We start from the raw sequence: 21088 nt of genomic DNA, 5'->3' as shown, positions 1-21088 counted from the left end.
ATCCCGAACTGTTATCATGGACTAACATTACAATTGGACAGCGGAAACAGGGCCGGTCCAAGGTTCTGAAACACCGACGGGAAAAGACAGTGAGCCGAGTCTTTATTACTGGAACCGCCGGGTTCATAGGCTTTCACCTTGCTGCACTCTTGCTTGAAGAGGGATTTATCGTCCACGGGCTCGACGGGATGACGGATTATTATGACGTCACACTCAAGCAACGCCGCCATCAGAAGCTGCTTGAATCCCCGAATTTTTCGGTGACCGAGGGGATGCTGGAGGATGCAAAGCTTATTGATCGCATCACCAATGACTTTCGCCCCGATGTGATGGTTCATCTCGCAGCCCAAGCCGGGGTGCGCTATAGTCTTGAAAATCCGCGCGCCTATATCGAGAGCAATATAGTCGGCACGTTCAATATCCTTGAGGCGGCACGGCGGCTTGAGGTGAAGCACCTGCTGATGGCTTCCACCAGTTCCGTCTACGGCGCCAATGAGGACATGCCTTTTATCGAATCCGAAAAGGCCGATACGCAGCTGTCCCTCTACGCGGCGAGCAAAAAAGCAAATGAGAGCATGGGGCACTCCTATGCGCACCTGTGGGACCTGCCGACCACCATGCTCCGCTTTTTCACTGTCTATGGCACCTGGGGGCGTCCTGATCTGGCGCTGTATAAATTTGTGGACGCCATCCTCGATGACCGGCCAATCGACATTTACAACCACGGTGACATGTATCGCGACTTCACCTATATCGACGATCTGGTGCGCGCCATTCGGCTGCTGATCGACACGGCGCCGGTGCGTCCCGCCAGCGCCGCTGACATCCCCGACTGGGACAGCCTGTCGCCCGTCGCTCCCTTTCGCGTGGTGAATATCGGAAACTCGGACAAGGTCCGGCTTCTGGATTTTATCGACGCCATCGAGGAGGCTTTGGACAAAAAGGCGATCCGCAATTACGTAGACATTCAGAAAGGCGATGTGCCTGCCACATGGGCCAATGCGGACGCACTTCGAAACCTCACCGGATATCGACCACAGACGGACTTCAAGGATGGAATATCCGCCTTTGTGGCGTGGTTCCGTGAATACCATGGCAGATAAATGGCGACGGTAGAAAGCAAAATCGCGATTATCGGCCTGGGATACGTTGGCCTTCCTCTTGCGGTTGAATTTGGCAAGCATCGCCCAACAATCGGCTTTGATATAAACGCGGACCGTATCGCTGAATTGCAGAAGGGCGTGGAGCGGACGCGCGAGGTCGAACCTGATGAGCTTGCCCAAGCCACGCAGCTCACCTTCACGACCGATCCCGAGGCAATTCGCGATGCGCGTATTTACATCGTCACTGTGCCCACCCCGATCGATGCGCATAAACGCCCCGACCTGACGCCGCTTATCCGGGCCTCGGAAACGGTGGGTAAAGTATTGAAAAAGGGGGATATCGTTATCTACGAAAGCACCGTGTATCCCGGCGCCACCGAGGATGACTGCGTCCCGGTGCTAGAGCGCATTTCGGGTCTCGCTTTAAATCAGGATTTCTACTGCGGCTATTCGCCCGAGCGAATTAATCCCGGGGACAAGCTCCACCGACTGACCACGATCAAGAAGGTCACCGCAGGCTCGACACCGGAGGCGGCCAAAACCATCGATGCGCTTTACGCCAGTATTATCACGGCGGGCACGTATATGGCTGAAAGCATCAAGATTGCCGAGGCCGCGAAGGTCATCGAGAATACGCAGCGCGATTTGAATATCGCTCTGGTCAATGAACTGGCGATTATCTTCAACAAGATTGGCATTGATACTGAAGCGGTGCTCAGGGCGGCGGGCACCAAGTGGAACTTTCTTCCGTTTCGTCCCGGTCTGGTCGGGGGGCACTGCGTCGGGGTGGACCCCTACTATTTGACACACAAGGCCGAGGCGATCGGCTATCATCCCGAAGTCATTCTGGCAGGTCGCCGAATAAACGACGGAATGGGTGAATACGTTGCCAGCTGCATGATACATGAGATGTTGCGCCGAAAGATACGACTGGACGGAGCGCGCATTCTGGTTCTGGGATTGACCTTCAAGGAGAATTGCGCGGATTTGCGCAATACGCGGGTGGTCGATGTGGTCAAGGCACTGGCCGACATTGGCTTGTCGATAGACGTCCATGACCCCTTGGCCGACCCTGTTGAGGCGCAGGCCCAGCACGGGATCAGCTTGTTGCCCGAGTTGGTGCCCGGGGATTATGACGGAATACTGCTCGCAGTGGCCCACAATGCATATCTCGCCATGTCCTCGTCACAGCTGCGCGCTCTCGGGAAGGATGGCCATTTTCTTTATGATCTCAAGAGCATAGTGCCCGCAGGCGAGAGCGACGCTCGCCTTTGAGTGGATGCGCGAGGCATCAGACCCATTCAGCCGCCCCATGCCTGTGCCGTTCGCCGTTCAGCGGCGCGCGATATTCCATCGTCGGCGCTATCGAATTGACACTGACCGTCGCCGAACTGGGGATTGCGAACTCGTTTTCAGATTGATTATCTCAGTCCGGCAAGCCCAGTGCCTTTTTGCGGTGGGTTGCCCATTTCATGATTGTCAGATCGAACGTCAGCGCCATCAGCGACACGCAAATCCCGAGCACGAAATTCTTGCCCAGATCGGTTCCTGCCAGTGTCCGCTGCAATTCTTGTCCCAGATCCTGAGTCCCGATGAAGGCCGCAACGATTACCATGAAGAACGCGAACATGATGGCCTGATTGAACCCAACGGCCATGGTTGGCAGCGCCAGGGGTAATTGAACGCTGATCAGTTTTTGCATGCGCGTGGCGCCTGCCATGTCGGCGGCCTCGGTCATTTCGGGCGGTACGGTGCGCAGCCCCTCGATTGTGTAGCGGGTCAGTGGCACCATCGCGAAGATCAGGATCGACATGACCACCGATGTGGCGGTGACGCCGAACAGCATGATCGCCGGGATCAGGTAAATGAAGCTGGGAAAAGTCTGGGCCGTGTCACAGGCCAACAGCGCACGGCGCGACCACTTTTCCGAGCGCGAGGCCATGATGCCAAGCGGCACGCCGATCAAAATGGCGAGTGTGACGGCGGAAATCACGGAATAGAGCGTGATCACCGACCGGTCCCACCAGCCCGAGAGCGCGACAAGTCCGAAAAATATCGCCGCGTAGATCGCCGGACCTTTGCCCCCCAGCGAAAGTGCGAAGGCCGTCACCAGAAGGATGAAAGCAGGGGTCGGGATCGACAGAAGGAAGTCGCGGAACGGGTTCAGGATCCACACATTCAGCACATACCTGATCATCTGCGTCGTGTTCTGCACCGGATCGAGGGCGAGGAACGCCTTGATCAACGTGTCGATTTCCTTGCCCTGGCTGAAGTTCTGAGTGCGCCCGATTTCGGCAAATACCGGCACGACCTGGGCCGCGATGCAGAAGAACACGAAGACTGCGACGCCCGTCACCAAATACCAATGTCTGCGCCACCAGGGCGTATCGCGTTCGAAATGTTCGGGCTGCTTGACCACCCAGGCCTTGGACATCCGGTCCAGCATCACCGCCAGCAGAACGATGGTCACGCCAATCTCGAACGACCGGCCCAGCTTGAAGCTGCCCATCATCGCCAGCAGCTTGGCCCCCAGTCCCGGCATCCCGATGAACGCCGTCAGAACCACCATGGCCAGACACAGCATGATGACCTGGTTCACGCCCACGAGGATCTCGGTTCGGGCCGACGGCAGATAGACGTGGCGCAAAAGCTGCCACTTGGTGCAGCCACTCATGTTGCCCGCCTCGACGACCTCGGGCGAAACCTTCTGGAGGCCGAGTGTGGTCATCAGGATCATCGGCGGAATGGCATAGATCGTGGTGGCCACGGCCCCCGCCGTTGGCCCGACTTTAAAGAAGATCACGGCAGGCAGAAGGTAGGTAAAGAATGGCAGGGTCTGCAACACCGAAAGGATGGGTTTGATCGCACGGTTCACCCATGCGTGTTTCCAGGCCAGAATCCCGAGGCTCAAACCGATGAAGAACGCCAGGGGGGCCGCCACCATAAGGACCGACATGGTCTCCATCGCGATGGTCCACTGACCGATCAGGGCGGTCCAGATGAAGGTGCCGGCCCCGAGCGCCGCCATGCGCCAGCCGTCAAGGTAGTACCCGATCACAGCCGCAACGCCCGCTACGGCCGTCCATGGAATCGGCCCAAGGAACGGCCAGCGCCGTTTGCCGAACATCAGGTTGGCGGTTATGTCGAGCAGCCATTCCAGCCCTTCGGTCAGGGTGCGGGTAAGAGCAAGAAGCCCCAGATCGTCCTTGACGAAGTTGAAGGCCGCATCGAGCCAGACCGCAGCGGGCGGGATCATCGCCTCGGGGATGCGGAACAGCGCGTCAGGCAAAAGGCCGACATAGCGCAAAACCGTCAGAACAACGGCAACCGCCACAAGTGCGACGGCAACCTTGCCACGCGTCCATTGCGCAGGACCCGTTGCCGTGACCTTCAGCCCATTTGCCACGTCGGCCATCAACTGGTCTCCAGCAGGATATCCAGCGCCGCCGCGCGGTCCATGCCGCCGATCACCTTGCCGTCTGTTGCCACCGGAATCACGGCGCGTTCGTCATGTACCAGAAGGCGCGCAAGATCCTGCACGGTGGCCCTTGCGTCCACCGGAGGACCGTCGCCCGTGCTGCCGGCCTGTGCCAGCACCCCTGCATGCACCACGCGGGCCTTGTCGATCACTTCGGTAAATTTGCGCACGTATTCCGTGGCAGGGTTCAGCACGATCTGGTCGGGTGTGTCGCATTGCTCGACCGCGCCGTCCTTCATGATCGCGATCCGGTCAGCAAGGCGCAGGGCTTCGTCGAAATCGTGAGTGATGAACACGATTGTCTTGCCCAACATGCCTTGCAGGCGCAGAAATTCATCCTGCATTTCCCGACGGATCAGCGGGTCGAGCGCCGAGAACGGCTCGTCCAGAAACCAGATATCGGGCTCGATGGCGAGGCTGCGGGCGATGCCCACCCGCTGCTGCTGACCCCCAGACAACTCGCGCGGAAAATATTCTTCGCGCCCTTCAAGGTCCACCAGCTTGATCACCTCCAGCGCGCGCTCGCGCCGCGTGTGCTTGTCTTGCCCGCGCATTTCCAGGGGAAAGGCGACGTTTTCAAGGACGGTACGGTGGGGCAGCAAGCCGAACGACTGGAACACCATGCCCATCTTGCTCCGGCGCAGTTCGATCAGCTCTTTCTCCGAAAGGGACATCAGGTCCTGCCCCTCCACGGTGATCGCGCCGCCGGTAATGTCATGCAGGCGCGAGAAACAGCGCACCAGCGTTGACTTGCCGGACCCAGACAACCCCATGATGACCAGCATCTCGCCCCGGTAGACGTCAATCGACACATCCTTGACCCCGGCAATATAGCCATCGGCGCGGATATCATCAAAGCTGTGGGTGGCGGGCATGGACCCAAGATACCCCTTGGGATCCGCCCCAAAGATCTTCCAGGCATTCTTGCACGATATCACGGTGTCGGCGGTCATCTTGCGCTCTCTCTTCTCACCGAATGAGACACCGGTGTTTCAGGACGCCCGCCCGAAGTGTAACCCCCGGATGGGCAAAGGTCTGTAGTTGAAATGACGATCTTCAAGAGGTCCAGCTTTTCCAGACGTCCGGGTTCGCTTCGAGCCATTCTGCGGCAGCGTCTTCCGGCTCCAGATCTTCGACGTCCACGAGGCGCGCCATCTCGGCGATCTGCGGGTTGGTAAAGGAGATTTTGGTCAGAACCTCGTATGCGCCCGGCCATTTGTCCTTCATGCCATCCCAAGCGGCCTTTTTCAGGTAGCCGTCTGCAGGGTTGCCGCAGTCATAGAGCGCGTCGGGGTTCGGCCCCACGGCAGGATCCTTGTCGCAGCCATCAACCCACATCGGGAACTCGACGAACTCGCCCGGCCAAACGGCTTCGGCAAAGTTGGGCGTCCAGTTGAAGACCACAACGGGGCGCTTGTCGGCCTCGGCGGCACCGATTTCGGCCCACAGGGCCGCCGCGGAGCCCGCATTCACCACGACAAAGTCCATCCCCAGAGACTCGACACGTTCCTGACCATGCTTGAGCCAGTCGACGGGACCATCGAGGTAACGACCCTTGTCACCGGTTTCGGCGGTCGCGAACACGGCCGCGCAGTCGTTCAGCGCTTCCCAGCTTGGCAATCCGGGACATGCGTCCTTGGTCCACATAGGGTACCACCAGTCCTCGCGGGTCACGGCGTTGTGGTCCCCGGCATCATGCAGGCCGCCCTTTTCGAGCGCCGCGCGGAACGACGCGCCGAACGCACCTTCCCAGACCTCCAATTCCAGCGTCACGTCACCCAAACGGACCGACTCGTAAACGGCCTGGCTGTCTGTCGTCACGTATTCGACGTTGTTTCCCATGGTTTCAAATATTTGCCCCACGACGTGGCTCATGACGATTTGCGACGACCAGTTGTGGATCGGGATTACAATCGGATCGCTGCTGTCTTCAGCCAGTGCGGTCATCGGCGCGAGGGCCAATGCACCGGCTGTCAGCACAGTCTTGAATTTGTTCATGTCTAGTCTCCCTGGTGGTTCGCGACTGTGGCGCCGCGTTCATCATCAATGGCGCGAGCGTATGTCGCCGGGTGTCGACTCCCTGAAGTTCAGCCATTTCTCGATGGGGGTCAGTGTTGCAGCATTTTCCTGTCAATCAAGTTTTTTTCTTGAAAGGCGATCCTTCTCGGCGTTCCATTGCCGCGAAATAGTGCTGTCCGTGTCCGATTTGAGAGGTTCAATGTCGGATTTCGGAGCAGTTTTCATCGAAAAGCAGGGGTAGCTTGGGGGAAAGGGGTCCGATTCCATGCGTTATTCGGGATTGAAAGTCATAAAAGAGGCGCTGACCGGCCACAAAGGGTGGACGCCAGCATGGCGCGACCCGGAGCCTCAGCCCCGGTATGACATCGTCATCATTGGCGGTGGCGGTCATGGATTGGCCACGGCGCACTATCTGGCATCGGTCTATGGCGAACACCGCGTTGCCGTCATCGAAAAGGGTTGGATCGGCGGCGGAAACGTCGGGCGCAACACGACCATCATCCGTTCGAACTATTTGCTCGACGGGAATGAGCCGTTTTATGAATTCTCGCTCAAATTGTGGGAAGGTCTGGAGCAGGACCTGAATTACAACGCCATGGTGTCCCAGCGTGGCGTCATGAACCTGATCCATTCGGACGCGCAACGCGACGCCTTCATCCGGCGCGGCAACGCGATGATCCTGAACGGTGCGGATGCGGAGTATCTGGACCTTGGGCAGGTCAAGAAGGAATACCCGTTCCTCAACTTCGATGACGCGCGTTTTCCGATCAAGGGCGGGCTGGCGCAAAGGCGAGGCGGCACTGTGCGCCACGATGCAGTGGCCTGGGGGTATGCGCGTGCGGCGGACAGCCGGGGCGTCGACATCATCCAGAATTGCGAGGTCACGGGCTTCAGGATCAAGGACGGCAAATGCCTTGGCGTCGAAACCTCCAAGGGGTTCATCGGCGCAGGCCGCGTCGGCTGCGCCGTCGCAGGCAACTCCAGCCGTCTTATGGCTAAGGCTGGGATGCGCTTGCCAATCGAATCCCACGTCCTGCAGGCGTTCGTGACCGAGGGGCTGAAACCTGTGTTGCCCGGCGTCATCACCTTCGGCGCGGGCCATTTTTACGTCAGCCAATCCGACAAGGGTGGTCTGGTCTTTGGCGGCGATATCGACGGCTACAACTCATACGCCCAACGCGGAAATCTGCCCGTGGTCGAGGACGTGTGTGAAAGCGGCATGGCCATCATGCCGATGATCGGACGCGCCCGCCTGCTGCGCATGTGGGGGGGCATCATGGACATGAGCATGGACGGCTCGCCCATCATCGACCGCACCCATATCGAAGGCCTCTATTTCAATGGCGGCTGGTGCTATGGCGGGTTCAAGGCGACGCCAGCGTCGGGCTATGCCTTTGCGCACATGCTGGCCCGGGACGAACCCCACCATACCGCCGCCGCCTATCGGTTCGACCGGTTCCGCACTGGGCACATGATTGACGAAAAAGGGATGGGCAATCAGCCCAACCTGCACTGAGGCGCCGCCAGACATGATTATCAACCATCCCCTGCTAGGTCCCCGCGACAGCGCGGAATTTGTCTATCTGGGCACGGCGGACCTGATGAACCGTCCTGACCCGGACACGGCGACGCCCGAGGACTGGCACGACTATGCCTATCTGCGCGACAACCCCGCGGGCACCCACCGCGAACTTTGGTTTCACGACGGCGGCGACCGCTCGATCCTGATCGTGACCCGCGACACCATCACACACGAAATCTCAGCGGTCGAACTGGCCCTCAAGACGCGGGCAGAGGCATGACCCCGAAAAACCGGCTGGACGGCGGGCAGATCGACCGCAACACGACGCTGAGCTTCTCGTTCGATGGCAAGCAGTACACGGGGCATCCGGGCGATACGCTGGCTTCGGCCCTGTTGGCCAATAATGTCCGCCTGATGGGGCGGTCGTTCAAGTACCACCGCCCGCGAGGCCCGATGACCGCCGGGTCCGAAGAACCCAATGCCATCGTCGAACTGCGCAGCGGCGCGCGGCAGGAACCCAACACCCGCGCCACCACCGCCGAACTGTTCGACGGGCTGGCCGCGCGGTCGCAGAACCGCTGGCCCAGCCTGAAATTTGACGTCATGTCGATAAACGACCGGTTCTCGAATTTTCTGACGGCGGGATTCTACTACAAGACCTTCATGTGGCCCGCGGCGTTCTGGGAGAAGCTGTACGAGCCGATTATTCGCAAAGCCGCGGGCCTTGGGTCATTGTCGATGCAGGCCGATCCGGATGACTACGACAAAGGGTTTCGTCATTGCGATCTGCTGATTGTGGGGGCGGGCCCTGCGGGCCTGAGTGCCGCACTGACGGCGGGGCGTTCGGGCCGGCAGGTGATCGTTGCGGACGAGGATTTCCGCATGGGCGGGCGATTGAACGCGGAGACCTTCGAGGTCGCCGATATGGCAGGCGCCGACTGGGCGGCCCAAGCGGTAGCCGAACTCAGCGCCATGCCGAATGTCCGCCTCATGCCGCGCACAACCGTCATCGGTGCGTTCGATCACGGTATTTATGGCGCGGTAGAGCGCATCAGCGACCATCTTCCGACCCCGCCCACGGGCAAGCCGCGCCAGATCCTGTGGCGCATCTATTCGGGCCAGACCCTGCTGTGTGCCGGGGCCACGGAACGGCCCATCGCGTTCAACAACAACGATCGCCCCGGCATCATGCTGGCGGCATCCGTGCGCGCCTATGTCAACCGCTGGGCGGCGACGCCGGCGCAGCGGGTTGCGATATTCACCAACAATGACGACGGGCATCGGACCGCTCGAGACCTGCACGCCAAGGGCGTCAAGGTCGCTGCCGTCATCGACACCCGCGCCGACGCGCCCGGTGCCATCGACTATGAGGTGCTGTCTGGCGCACAGGTTGTCGACACCAAGGGGAGGCTGGGTGTGACGTTCGTCGAGCTGAAGCTGGCCGACGGAAATTCCCGCACCATCGAATGCGGCGCGCTGGGGGTCTCGGGTGGCTGGAACCCCAATGTGCACCTGACCTGCCACCAACGAGGTCGCCCGCAATGGAACGGGGCCCTTGCGGCCTTTGTCCCCGGTGGCACGCTGCCCCCCGGCATGATCGTAGCCGGGGCCGCAAATGGTGCGTTTTCCACACATGGCGCGCTGAAATCCGGTGCGGACGCGGCGCGCAAGGCGCTTGGCCTTGAAGGCCGGGCACCCGAGCTGCCACAGGCCGAGGACGCGCCCGTCACCCAGACCCCGTTTTGGTATGTCGAGGGGTGCTCACGCGCCTGGCTTGACCAGCAGAACGACGTAACGGTCAAGGACGTGAAGCTGAGCCATCAGGAAGGGTTTCGCTCGGTCGAGCATCTGAAGCGCTATACCACGCTGGGCATGGCCACCGATCAGGGCAAGACGTCGAACATGGGCGGGCTGGCGATCATGGCGGAGCTCGCGGGCAAGGCGATCCCGGAGGTGGGCACCACCGTTTTTCGCCCCCCCTATACCCCCACCGCCATCGGCGTTCTGGCGGGGCGGATGCGGGGCACCGAATTCCATCCCACACGGCTGACACCGTCCCACTATTGGGCGCAGGAACGCGGAGCCGTGTTCGTCGAGGTCGGCAACTGGCTGCGCGCGCAATGGTTTCCGCTGCCCGGTGAAACCCACTGGCGGCAATCGGTGGACCGTGAGGTCATGGCGACCCGCGCGTCGGTCGGCGTCTGCGACTGTACCACGTTGGGCAAGATCGACGTGCAGGGCGTGGACGCGGCGGCGTTCCTGAACAAGCTCTACTGCAACGGCTTTGCCAAGCTGGCCGTAGGCAAGACCCGCTATGGCCTGATGCTGCGCGAGGATGGCATTGCCATGGACGACGGCACGGCCGCCCGTCTGGCCGAGGATCATTTTGTGGTCACCACCACAACCGCCAATGCGGGCAAGGTGTATCAGCACATGGAATTCGTACGGCAATGCCTGATGCCGGATGCGGATGTGCAGTTGATCTCGACGACCGAGGCATGGGCGCAGTTTGCTGTGGCGGGCCCCAATTCGCGGCGGCTGCTGCAAAAGATCGTGGACCCGGACGTCGACATCTCGAACGACGCCTTCCCCTTCATGGCCTGTGGCAACATCACCGTCTGCGGTGGGCTGCGGGCGCGTCTGTTCCGCATTTCGTTCTCGGGCGAGCTGGCGTTCGAAATCGCCGTGCCTGCGCGCTATGGCGACGCGCTGATGCGCCGCCTGATGGCTGAGGGCGAGGAGTTCGATGTCACCCCGTATGGCACCGAAGCTTTGAGCGTGATGCGCATCGAAAAGGGCCACGCAGCGGGCAACGAACTGAACGGCACCACGACCGCGCTGAACCTTGGTATGGGGCGGATGGTGTCCAGGTCCAAGGACAGTATCGGCTCGAAACTGTCTGAACGCCCGGGCCTGAACGAGGATGACGCGTTGATGCAAGTGGGCCTGCGCCCTGTGAGCCGCGACGACAAGATCACTGCCGGGGGCATCCTGATGCGCGCCGACGGGCCGGTCGATGCAGCTCACAGTCAGGGCTATGTCACCTCGGCCGCTTTTTCTCCGACGCTTGGGTCCATGATCGGGCTTGGCTTCCTCAAGGATGGGGGCGTTCGCACAGGTGAAACGCTGCGGCTGGTGTCGCCCCTGACCGACCTGACGGTCGAGGTCGAGGTCGAGGTCGTGTCGCCCCATTTCGTCGATCCAGAGGGAGAACGCCTTCGTGCATGACCTGAGCCCCATCACCGCCCTGGGCGGAAGCGCCGCGCGTGTCGAGACTGTTGGCGCCGTGACGCTGACCGAAAGGCCCGATGTCGCGCTGGCCTCCGTCGCCGCGCGGCGCGGACAGGCGGAGGCCTGCGCCACCGCGTTGACCCGGCTGCTGGGCGCCGCAGCTCCCGCACCCGGCAAGTCCAGCGCTGGTGATCCCTTTTCGGCCGTTTGGATGGGGCCGGGCCAGTGGATGCTGAGTGCGGATTTCACCACCCACGAAGACATCGCCGCGATGCTCAAGGACGCGCTGGCCGACATGGCATCCATCACCGAACAGACCGATGCATGGACCTGTTTCGATCTGACGGGGCAGGGCGCTTTCGCCGTTCTGGAATTGCTGTGCAACGTGAATCTGACGACGTTTCACGCGGGCAATGCCACGCGCAGCACGATCCATCACCTTGGGTGTTTCGTGATCTGTACCGAACCTGACACATCGGTCCGGATCATCGGGCCACGGGCGTCTGCGGGATCCTTGCACCACGCGATCACCACGGCGATGGCGGCCGCCCTCTAGGCCGACGGCAGAGGCACATTGCCGCGCAGGCGGGACGCGTTGATCCTTTGCCGATCCACTTGTGGGGTGACGCCGAACGCCTCGCGATAATGGCTCATCAACGGGGTGCTCGAGGTATAGCCCACGGCTTGGGCGATTTTCAGCACGGGATCGTTGGAATACAAAACCAGCTGGCGCGCGGCTTTCATCCGCATCTCACGGTAATAGTGGGTGGGACTTTGCCCCGTCGCCTTTTTGAAGGCGCGTTCGACCTGGCGCGGGGTGACGCCCAAGGTGCTGGCCACCTCGGCGACGGAAATCGGGTCTTCGATCCGGTCGGCAAACATGGCCGTGGCGCGAGCCACCAGCGATGGTACCTCCGGCGATGCTTCGGGTTGCATGGGGACGCGTTGTTGCACCCTTTCGCCGGGCGCGGTGGCGTGTTGGAACCAGCAGGCAACCTCGTGCGCGATGTCCCCGTCCAGCCGGGCGCGAATGAGGCACAGCGCCAGATCAAACGCCGACGCGGCTCCAGACACCGTGTATCGACGGCGATCCATGGTGATGACGTCATCGGTCATGCCGATAGTGGGGAACTCGCTGCGAAAGGCGGCCTCGTAACACCAGTGGACAGAACATCGGTGCCCGGCCATCACACCCGAGCGGACCAACGGGAACACGCCGCCACTGACGGCCCCAAGGATCGCCCCATGCCGGTCCAGACGGCGCAGCGCACCGTTTCCGGCGCGGGCATCGGCAAACTGGCTAATGGGGGCGGCCAGAACGAACAGCAAGTCGATCGTGTCGAGATCGGCCAGGGCAAGGTCCGGATCAAACGCGACCCCGGCGCTCGACGTCGTCCGACCGCCAGTTTCCGACACCAGCGACCATTCGAACACATCCCGCCCGCCGATCTCATTCGCGGCACGCAGGGGTTCGATCACCGAGGTCAGGCAAGCCATCGGAAAGCCCGGAAAAATCAGAAACCCGATGCGCATTATTTTCCTGTCATTCAACATTTGCGTTCTCAAGGTGAAAAAATTGCCTATTATGATGCATCACTGGGCAAGATCCGAATTGTCTCTCGACATCGGGCTGCATAGAAAGCGCTCACCGTGAACATTGATAAGATAGACGTCGACGTGGCAAGCAAACTGACCCAAGATCCGCATCGCACGCGCGATGGGGACCGTGAAAAAGTTCTTGAAGTGGCCATCGGTCGCGAGGTCCGTGCCTTTCGCCGCCAGCAGGAAATCACCGTGGCCGAATTGGCCCAGAGTACCGGCCTGTCGATCGGGATGCTGTCCAAGATCGAGAACGGCAACACGTCTCCCTCGTTGACCACGCTGCAGTTGCTGGCCAATGCGCTGTCTGTCCCTCTGACCAGCTTTTTCCGCCGTTTTGAAGAAAGCCGACAGGCTGTACACACCAAATCGGGCGAGGGCGTCTCGATTGAGCGCGAAGGCACGCGCGCGGGCCATCAATACAACCTGCTGGGTCACATCGGCGCGAACGCATCCGGCGTTATTGTCGAGCCGTATCTGATCACGCTGACGGCCGAGTCCGATGTCTTTCCGACCTTCCAGCATGGCGGGATCGAGACCATCTACATGCTCGAAGGCGAGGTGGAGTATCGGCATGGCGACGGTGTCTACTCGCTCACGCCCGGGGATACCCTGTTCTTTGACGCCGATGCGCCGCATGGCCCGGAAAAGTTGGTCGCCTTGCCGGCCCGCTATCTGTCGATCATCAGCTATCCGCAAAATACCTGAGCATCATCTGGCCAGCGGCGGTTCGGTCTCGGCGTCGGGCCAGACACCGGGCGACGTGGGTTTTCCGTCGTCGAACTGTGACAGGTAGTCCAGGATCATGGGCCGGTTGTCGATAAAACCTTTGTATGTGGCCAACTCGTCCGGCAGGTCACGCACCACTCGGTGCAGGCGGCGGCCCCATTTCGGCATGGTCATCAGATCCTGAAAACTGCACAGGTAACAGCGGATCGGAAACACCAGACCGTTGGACCGGGGCAGGCGGAAGAACGTTTGCAATTCCACCCGCAGGTGTTGTTTGGCGCCGATGTTGTCGGGCGTCAGGGTCGTCTTCTGTATCCCCCACTTGTGGTAGTTTTCGGGGCTCGTATCGAGCAACGGATTGACCGTCATGGTCCAGTTCAGCCGCCGGGCGGGGGCCCCTTGCTGGATGTTCAGAAGGAACTTCAGTGCGCGCTGAAATATCCCCATCTCATGCGCCAGAGGCACAGGCGCATGCCATTCGAAAAAATTCATGCCGATGTCAAAATCCAGGCTCCAGTCGGCCTGGGTCGTGACCATGCCCGCATCCATCCACAGGTTGCCGTCACGCTGGTCCAGCAGGCAGAAATCGCCCTGGGCCTGGCGGGTGATGTATTCCATCGGGCCATATGGAAGGGTGGTTTCATCGAGAAACGTGAACGTATCGTCGATGCCCAAGGGCTTGTTGATCCAGCGCCAGGTGTTGCCATCGCGGTGCAATTCGAACAGGTCCGGGTAATCCTCGGACTTGGACACCATGATCAACTCCAGAAGGTCCCAGCCCGCCAGCGTCATGTGCCCAAGCGACTGACAGCGCAGCGGATCGTCGGCCAAAACCATCGCCCGGTCGCGCATTTCGCTGACGTAGTGTTCGTCCACATCGAACCGCTTTTCATAGACGGATCCTTCGGGCCCGCCCCGGTGCTGTTCCATGTTGACGGCATACATGTAGCTGTCTTCATGAAACGGGAAGGGGAAGCGTTTGATCGCCCAGTCGGAGTTGTGAAACGAGTAGTCGTCGCGGAAGGTTTCGTCGTTGAATTGAATGGTCATCGTTCAAGCTCCAATGTCCCGATAAAGCGGCTGACACAGGGCATGATCTTGTTGCCCTCGGCGTGCTGGTCATCGTCCAGCCAGTGGTCGCGGTGCACGAACGTGCCGTCGGCGCGGGCCACCTCGGTTTCGCACTGACCGCAAGATCCGCCACGGCACAGGAATGGGGCCTCGACGCCCGCGCGTTCGATCGCCTCCAGCAGGCTTTCGTGTTCGCCCACGGTGATGGTCTTGTCCGATTGGCATAGGCGTACCTGAAACGGCACCCCAGGTTCGGGGGCAAGAAACTCTTCGGAGTGGACATTGGCATCAGGCCAGCCCGCGGCGGATGCGGTGGCGTGGACCCAACCGATCATGCCCGCAGGGCCGCAGACATAGGCATGTGTGCCCAAAGGTTGCCCGTCCAGCAGGCGTTCAAGGTCGATGCTTTGGCTTTGATCGTCGTAATAGACATGCACCTTGTTGGGGTGCTTGGCGGTCAGAACGTCAACATAGGTGCCCAGCGTTTCCGACCGGCAGGCGTAGTGCAGCTCCCAAGCGCCGCCCATGTGTTCCAGTTGGGCGATCATCGCCATGAACGGCGTGATCCCGATGCCACCGGCCAGAAACACGTGCTTGCGCGCCCGCAAATCCAGCGAAAACAGGTTCACTGGATAGGTGATCGCCATCTGGTCGCCGACCGACAGGTTGTTGTGCATATACAGCGAACCGCCGCGCCCCTGATCGTCGCGACGTACGGAAATGGCATAGGTGCTCAGGTCCGCCGGGTCCGACATCAGTGAATAGGGGTTCAAGCGGGTGCGGTCGCCGTCCTGCATCGTCACGACCGTGTGGGCACCGCCCGAAAACGGCGGGAACTGCGCACCATCGCGGCGCTTGAATTCGAAGCGGGTCACCAGATCGTTCAGCGGCACGACCGCCGACACAACCACGTCTATCTTTTCGGCTCCGGGCTTTGCTTTTTGTGGGGCCGCGCTCATTCGTAAATCCCCTTCGGCTCTGGAATGTTGCCGGGGTCTTCGGCGTCGATGCAGACGCCCTGATAGGCGGCGAGCCTGCGCGAATAGTGGTCGCGGACGAACAGGTTCAACCCGCAGTGGCTGCAGACGAAGGGATCGGTTTCGACGTCTTCGGTGATGCCTTTACAGTGCACGCACTGCATCCGGCGCGCGACGGATCCGCGATGTTCGGTCTGGATGGCGGTGTGCGGGATGCCGGCCTGCATCGCCTCGTTCTGGGCCTGACCCATCAGCCCCTCGGTGCCCGCCAGATAGACCTGCAACCCCATATGCGCCCCCTGCAACACCCGGCGGATGCGTTGAACCGACGCGGCATAGCTCGGCCCCTCGTAGAATTGCGCAGGGGTCAGCGCGCGCAGCCGTTCCGTGAAATCACTTCCGCGAGGGATGTAGATGATGTGCGCGTGGGCCATCAGCTCGGGCGTGGCGATCGCCAGGATCGCTTCGGCCCCCTCACCATCGGCGATCATCAAATGCCCCTTGCCGGGGCGTGCCTCAAGCGTGCCATACACGGGGCGGCTTCTGATCGACGGGGGGAATTCGAATTTCGACATACCTGTCCTCATGACGGGATGCGGGCGCAAAGGGTGTACCTTCTGCGCCCCCTTGTTAAATTAGCCCTTGGCGGTCCGGATCGACTTGTCCTTGTCGTAGAAAGGCATTTCTTCGGCCGTCGCGGCGAGTTCCGTGCCGTCCGGTTGGACCACGGTCAGCTGCGTCCCGGGGCTTGCCACCGACGGATCCAGCCGCGCGATGGCGACGGAATAGCCATTCAGTTCGGACGACAAGCCATAGGTGATGACGCCCACATCCTTGCCGTCGTGCTTTACGCGGGCGAACATTTCCATCTGATCCATGGCGTCACCTTGAAGCTGCACGCCGTAGATCTTGAACCGTTCCTTGCCCTTCATGGCGTAGTGGTTCTCGGACCCGATGAAGCCCACTTTTTCGGGAGAGACAGTGAAGTCCAGCCCCAGCTCCCACAGGCTGTCACCTGCGGGCGAGCCGTCCTCGAACGGGAAGGTCTCTGAATTGTCGCCCGGATAGAACAACAGGTAGCTCTCGATCCGGAGCATATCCAAGGTGGAGAACTGGGTCGGCCGGACGTCGTCGCCGCCGGCTTCCAGAACATTGTCCCAGATGTGCACCGCATCCTTGGCGCGGCAAAAAATCTCGTACCCGCGCTCGCCGGTATAGCCCGTGCGCGAGATCATCACATCGCGTCCGTAGAGGCGCGTCTGAATCAGTCCGAAATAAGCCAGGTCGCGGATGGCCGGGATGTCCTTGGCAAGAATGTCGACCGCCTTCGGACCCTGAAGCGACATGTCGTGCAGGTCGTCATCCATGATGACCGCGCAGTTCTTGGCGGCGGCAACTTTGGTCAGTTGCTCCATACCGGTGCCGGTGCCATGCACGACCAGCCAGGAGTTGACCGCGATATGATAGATCACGCAGTCGTCCACGAAAAAGCCGCGATCATCGAGGATACAGGCGTAAACCGCCCGGCCCGGCGCGATCTTTTCGACGTTGCGGGTCGTGACCCGATCGATCACATAGGCCGCATCCTCGCCCACGACGTGAACCTTTTTCAGGCCCGAGACATCCATCAACCCGGCCTTGGTACGGATCGCTTCATAGTCGGCCTTGGCGCGTTCCGGCGTGTGGTCATAAAACCACGCCGTGCCCATGCCATTCCAGTCTTCCAGCTCTCCGCCGATCTGGGCGTGACGGCCCGCAAGCGCGGATGTTCTCCATAGAATGGCCATGGTGTTTTTCCCTGTTCGTTATGAGTCTTGTTGCGAAGTATTCAGCCTCAGCCCATCCCAAAAATCAAGAATACGGTGCAACTTTATTTCCTGTGGGGCAAGTCGGGCATGTGAAAGGGGCGACCGCTGGTCGCCCCTTTCTTGCGCAGGATGCGCTTATTTGTCGAACTGCCTGGTCTTGGCGCTTTCGGTCTTTTGGCCGAAGATCAGAACTGCGGCACAGATGATGGCAGCGATCAGGGTGAAAAGCCCCGGCATCGCGCCGCCCGCTCCCATGTACATCGCCCCGTCGACAACCGACCAGCTTGCTTCGTCATATGGAAAACCCATGATTTCGTCCTTTTCCGTCCGATTATTCGCCGGGGGCGAGATTTATACCGGGGGCGGGAATACCCTCGGGGTAGCCAGCGGCAGGCACCTTGACCATGTCCATGCCTGCAATCTCCGCGCCTTCGGGGATGCGCAGCATACCGGCCATTTTCAGGACCAGCGACACAGCGTAGCCCGGCACGAAGCCCAGCAGGAAGAACACGACCGCGCCGATGATCTGACCGATCAGGCTGACAGTCGGCACTTCGCCCGCAGCCCCCTGGAGTGCAGGAAAGCCCGACGCGAACACGCCCAGCATCACGAGGCCATAAAGACCGATCGTGCCGTGCACCGTGACGGCGCCGACTGCATCGTCGATGCCGCGATTTTCCAGCCATGTGGCGCAGGGTTTGAGGATCATGCCTGCCGAAAACGCGATGATGAAGGCCAGCGCGGGGAAGTAGATGTCGAGCCCCGACGCGACCGAGATGATCCCGGCCAATGCGCCTGACATCATCCAGAATGGATCACGTGTCAGAACCCACGATCCGATGATCCCGCCCGCGATGGCCATCAAGATGTTGAAGCCAAGCGCCGACAGGGTGATCGGTGTGCCGTAGATGGTCGATGGCTTGTCGCCGAACCAGCTCCACGCCTCGCCCGGCACGATCACGCAGGCCATGAGAAAGCCCCAGAAGCCCACGATGATGAGCATCAGACCCGTTACCGTCAGTGGCATGTTGTGCCCGGCGATGTGATTGGCGGTGCCATCCGCATTGTACTTGCCGATCCGCGGGCCGAGGTTGACAAGCACGCCTAGCGCAAAGAACCCGGCAACCGCGTGCACGAGGCCCGCCGCACCAAAGTCATGCACGCCCCATTGCGTGACCAGCCAGCCGTCTGCGTGCCAGCCCCAAGCGGCAGCCACCACCCATGCGAACGACCCCAGCACCACAGCCAGGATCACAAAGCCGACGGTCTGGATGCGTTCGATCACAGCGCCCGACATGATCGATGCGGTGGTCGCGGCAAACAGTGCGAAGGCGCCAAAGAACACGCCCGATGCCTGATCCGCGATGTTCGGCCCCATGTATTGCGCGCTTTCACCCCAACCCCATGCAATGGCGTTGGCGTATTCGACACCCGAAATGCCCGCAGGCCCCGGTGCGCCCGGCAGACCCGTGGGAAAGCCCCAATAGACCCACCAGCCAAAGAAATAGAACGTCGGGATCATGAAGGCGAAGGCGAGAATGTTCTTGACCCCCGAGCTCAGCACGTTCTTGAGCCGTGATGCGCCCATTTCGTAGGCAAGAAATCCCGCATGAATGATGATCATCAGCGGGATCGTCAGATAATAGAATGTTTCGGCAAACATGGTGTTGGTCACACCACTTTTGCTTTGCAGCGCGGCGACCTGGGCCGCCAATTCTGCGATTTGCTCTTCCACGTTAAACCCCCGTGTTGGACTGTTGCCAGTGTTCGCCGTCGTATGCCGAGCGCGGCGCTGGCCAAATTGAAGCACGTGCAATGTGATCTGGCGACTCATTTTTTAACTGGAGTGAAAAATAGTTTCCCGTGGCTGAGCAACTGATGTAACGATGCTAGCGTTCGAGTCGACTGACAGACTACTAATTAAGGAGGGCCATCGTCATGTGCGGGATTGTCGGACTATTTCTGAAAGACGCTGCTTTGGAACCACAGCTTGGCGACATGCTGACCGACATGCTCATCACGATGACGGATCGCGGACCAGACAGCGCTGGTATCGCGATTTATAGTGAGGAAATAGAGGGTTGCGCCAAACTTACGGTGCAATCGAACGCCCCTGATGAGGATTTTGCAGAGCTTGAGAAGGACCTGCGCAAGCGGGTCGAGGGCAAGGTGTCCTTGGCCGTCACGGACACCCATGCCGTCATCTCCCTGCAGGCCGGTCAGGTCTCGGTCGCCCGCGAAGTCCTGGCTGACATCCGTCCCAATGTGCGGATCATGAGCCACGGCACAACGCTTGAAATCTACAAAGAAGTCGGACTGCCCAAAGATGTGGCAAGCCGCTTTGATATTCGGCAGATGTCGGGAACGCATGGAATCGGTCACACCCGTATGGCCACCGAGTCGGCGGTCACGACCATGGGCGCGCACCCGTTCAACACGGGTGTCGATCAGTGCCTCGTGCACAATGGATCGCTATCCAACCACAACTCGCTGCGTCGCAAACTCCGTCGTCTGGGCGTTCACATCGAAACGGAAAACGACACCGAGGTGGGGGCCGCCTATCTGACATGGAAAATGCAGACCGGGTCGACATTGGGCGAGGCGCTGACCTCCAGTCTGGATGATCTGGACGGGTTCTTTACCTTTGTCGTCGGCACCAAGGACGGGTTCGGCGTCGTCCGGGATCCGATCGCGTGCAAGCCCGCTGTGATGGCGGAAACCGATCAATACGTGGCCTTCGGCTCGGAGTATCGCGCGCTGGTGAACCTGCCTGGTATCGAGACGGCCAAGGTGTGGGAGCCGGAGCCTGCAACTGTCTATTTCTGGTCGCATAACGCGGCCCCAACCGCGCAAGAGAAAGCGGCGTAGATGCAAACATTCGATCTTGAAGCGCAGGGTCTGCGCGAGCTGAATTCCTCCTTGCACGCACAAGCGTCGGACACCAACCAGACCCACTGGGAAATCGTGAATCCCAAGGGCAGCCACGCCATCGCCGTGGGCCTCGACGCGCCGATCGAGGTAAACGTCCGCGGCTCCACGGGATATTACTGTGCGGGCATGAACAAGCAGGCAACCGTGCATGTGCACGGATCGGTCGGGCCCGGCACCGCGGAAAACATGATGTCAGGCATGGTCGTCGTCGAAGGGGATGCCTCGCAATACGCGGGAGCCACGGGCCATGGCGGCACGCTCGTTATCAAGGGCAACGCATCCTCGCGCTGCGGTATTTCGATGAAAGGGATCGACATTATCGTCCACGGCAACATCGGGCACATGTCGGCATTCATGGCGCAATCCGGCAATCTGGTTGTGTGCGGCGACGCCGGTGAGGCGCTGGGAGATTCACTCTACGAAGCGCGGCTGTTCGTGCGCGGGTCGGTGAAGTCTCTGGGGGCCGACTGCATCGAGAAAGAGATGCGTCCCGAACATATCGCCATTCTCGAAGAGCTGCTGGAACGGGGCGGCTGCGACGCCAAGGCTTCCGAATTCAAACGCTATGGATCGGCCCGCAAGCTCTACAATTTCAACATCGACAACGCCTACTGAGGGCC

At 60.6% G+C, this 21088-nt stretch carries 19 protein-coding genes; 9 read left to right on the top strand and 10 right to left on the bottom strand.

The genetic code is table 11. The features are described from left to right. The first annotated feature begins 89 nt into the window (after positions 1–89). Both BM353_RS07305 and tviB read left to right on the top strand, forming a co-directional pair. The gene (locus BM353_RS07305; RefSeq protein ID WP_092078658.1) at positions 90–1103 is read left to right on the top strand and encodes a GDP-mannose 4,6-dehydratase; all 1014 of its coding nucleotides are present in this window, start codon (positions 90–92) and stop codon (positions 1101–1103) included. Then, a complete protein-coding gene (tviB, locus tag BM353_RS07300; protein WP_092078655.1) occupies positions 1104–2378 on the top strand; it encodes a Vi polysaccharide biosynthesis UDP-N-acetylglucosamine C-6 dehydrogenase TviB in 1275 nt (424 codons plus the stop codon). A 151-nt stretch (positions 2379–2529) separates the two neighbouring features. On the opposite strand, the gene BM353_RS07295 is transcribed toward tviB, so the two are convergent. From BM353_RS07295 to BM353_RS07285, 3 genes are all read right to left on the bottom strand, one after another. Continuing rightward, a complete protein-coding gene (locus BM353_RS07295) occupies positions 2530–4518 on the bottom strand; it encodes an ABC transporter permease (protein ID WP_092078652.1) in 1989 nt (662 codons plus the stop codon). Next, entirely contained in the window at positions 4518–5534 is a 1017-nt protein-coding gene (locus tag BM353_RS07290) for a quaternary amine ABC transporter ATP-binding protein (protein ID WP_092078649.1), read from the bottom strand. The genes BM353_RS07295 and BM353_RS07290 overlap by 1 nt, the downstream gene beginning before the upstream one ends. 103 nt (positions 5535–5637) lie before the next feature. Beyond that, positions 5638–6579, bottom strand: coding sequence for an ABC transporter substrate-binding protein (locus tag BM353_RS07285; RefSeq protein WP_092078646.1), 942 nt, complete (start codon positions 6577–6579; stop codon positions 5638–5640). Positions 6580–6865: 286 nt separating this feature from the next. Between BM353_RS07285 and BM353_RS07280 the strand changes: the two genes are divergently transcribed. The 4 genes from BM353_RS07280 to BM353_RS07265 are packed head-to-tail and all read left to right on the top strand — an operon-like array spanning position 6866 to position 11909. Next, positions 6866–8116 (top strand): sarcosine oxidase subunit beta family protein, encoded by a 1251-nt coding sequence (locus BM353_RS07280; protein WP_092078644.1) that lies wholly within the window; start codon positions 6866–6868, stop codon positions 8114–8116. 13 nt (positions 8117–8129) lie between these two features. Then, the gene (locus tag BM353_RS07275; RefSeq protein ID WP_092078641.1) at positions 8130–8402 is read left to right on the top strand and encodes a sarcosine oxidase subunit delta; all 273 of its coding nucleotides are present in this window, start codon (positions 8130–8132) and stop codon (positions 8400–8402) included. Beyond that, the gene (locus BM353_RS07270; protein ID WP_092078638.1) at positions 8399–11350 is read left to right on the top strand and encodes a sarcosine oxidase subunit alpha family protein; all 2952 of its coding nucleotides are present in this window, start codon (positions 8399–8401) and stop codon (positions 11348–11350) included. The genes BM353_RS07275 and BM353_RS07270 overlap by 4 nt, the downstream gene beginning before the upstream one ends. Then, the gene (locus BM353_RS07265) at positions 11343–11909 is read left to right on the top strand and encodes a sarcosine oxidase subunit gamma (protein WP_092078635.1); all 567 of its coding nucleotides are present in this window, start codon (positions 11343–11345) and stop codon (positions 11907–11909) included. Before BM353_RS07270 ends, BM353_RS07265 begins: the two co-directional genes overlap by 8 nt. Here BM353_RS07265 and BM353_RS07260 read toward each other — a convergent pair. Then, positions 11906–12907 carry a GlxA family transcriptional regulator gene (locus BM353_RS07260; RefSeq protein WP_092078632.1) on the bottom strand — a complete coding sequence of 334 codons (1002 nt, stop codon included), beginning with the start codon at positions 12905–12907 and terminating at the stop codon, positions 11906–11908. The two genes, BM353_RS07265 and BM353_RS07260, sit on opposite strands and share 4 nt — an antisense overlap. A 123-nt stretch (positions 12908–13030) precedes the next feature. Between BM353_RS07260 and BM353_RS07255 the strand changes: the two genes are divergently transcribed. After that, positions 13031–13660, top strand: a complete 630-nt coding sequence (locus BM353_RS07255; RefSeq protein ID WP_092079218.1) for a helix-turn-helix domain-containing protein — start codon at positions 13031–13033, stop codon at positions 13658–13660. Positions 13661–13663: 3 nt separating this feature from the next. On the opposite strand, the gene BM353_RS07250 is transcribed toward BM353_RS07255, so the two are convergent. The 6 genes from BM353_RS07250 to BM353_RS07230 form a co-directional block, all read right to left on the bottom strand. Beyond that, positions 13664–14731, bottom strand: coding sequence for a heme-dependent oxidative N-demethylase family protein (locus BM353_RS07250; protein WP_092078629.1), 1068 nt, complete (start codon positions 14729–14731; stop codon positions 13664–13666). Further along, a complete protein-coding gene (locus BM353_RS07245; RefSeq protein WP_092078626.1) occupies positions 14728–15711 on the bottom strand; it encodes a PDR/VanB family oxidoreductase in 984 nt (327 codons plus the stop codon). The genes BM353_RS07250 and BM353_RS07245 overlap by 4 nt, the downstream gene beginning before the upstream one ends. Beyond that, a complete protein-coding gene (gene dmmA / locus BM353_RS07240) occupies positions 15708–16316 on the bottom strand; it encodes a dimethylamine monooxygenase subunit DmmA (RefSeq protein ID WP_177220480.1) in 609 nt (202 codons plus the stop codon). The genes BM353_RS07245 and dmmA overlap by 4 nt, the downstream gene beginning before the upstream one ends. A gap of 48 nt (positions 16317–16364) precedes the next feature. Next, complete coding sequence (locus BM353_RS07235; RefSeq protein ID WP_092078620.1) at positions 16365–17516, bottom strand: aminomethyl transferase family protein; 1152 nt, start codon at positions 17514–17516, stop codon at positions 16365–16367. Positions 17517–17672: 156 nt separating this feature from the next. After that, on the bottom strand, positions 17673–17846 hold the full coding sequence (locus BM353_RS16885; RefSeq protein ID WP_177220479.1) for a hypothetical protein: 174 nt from the start codon (positions 17844–17846) through the stop codon (positions 17673–17675). A gap of 22 nt (positions 17847–17868) precedes the next feature. Next, a complete protein-coding gene (locus BM353_RS07230) occupies positions 17869–19272 on the bottom strand; it encodes an ammonium transporter (RefSeq protein ID WP_092078616.1) in 1404 nt (467 codons plus the stop codon). Between the two features lie 203 nt (positions 19273–19475). Between BM353_RS07230 and BM353_RS07225 the strand changes: the two genes are divergently transcribed. Together BM353_RS07225 and BM353_RS07220 are read left to right on the top strand one after the other, a co-directional pair. Continuing rightward, positions 19476–20405, top strand: coding sequence for a class II glutamine amidotransferase (locus BM353_RS07225; protein WP_092078613.1), 930 nt, complete (start codon positions 19476–19478; stop codon positions 20403–20405). Next, positions 20406–21083, top strand: a complete 678-nt coding sequence (locus BM353_RS07220; protein WP_092078610.1) for a GltB/FmdC/FwdC-like GXGXG domain-containing protein — start codon at positions 20406–20408, stop codon at positions 21081–21083. It abuts the gene before it with no gap. Positions 21084–21088: the final 5 nt, after the last annotated feature.

The organism is Poseidonocella sedimentorum (assembly GCF_900116005.1).
GTDB classification, from domain to species: Bacteria; Pseudomonadota; Alphaproteobacteria; order Rhodobacterales; family Rhodobacteraceae; genus Poseidonocella; species Poseidonocella sedimentorum.
This window is presented reverse-complemented; position numbering and strand designations above follow the sequence as displayed.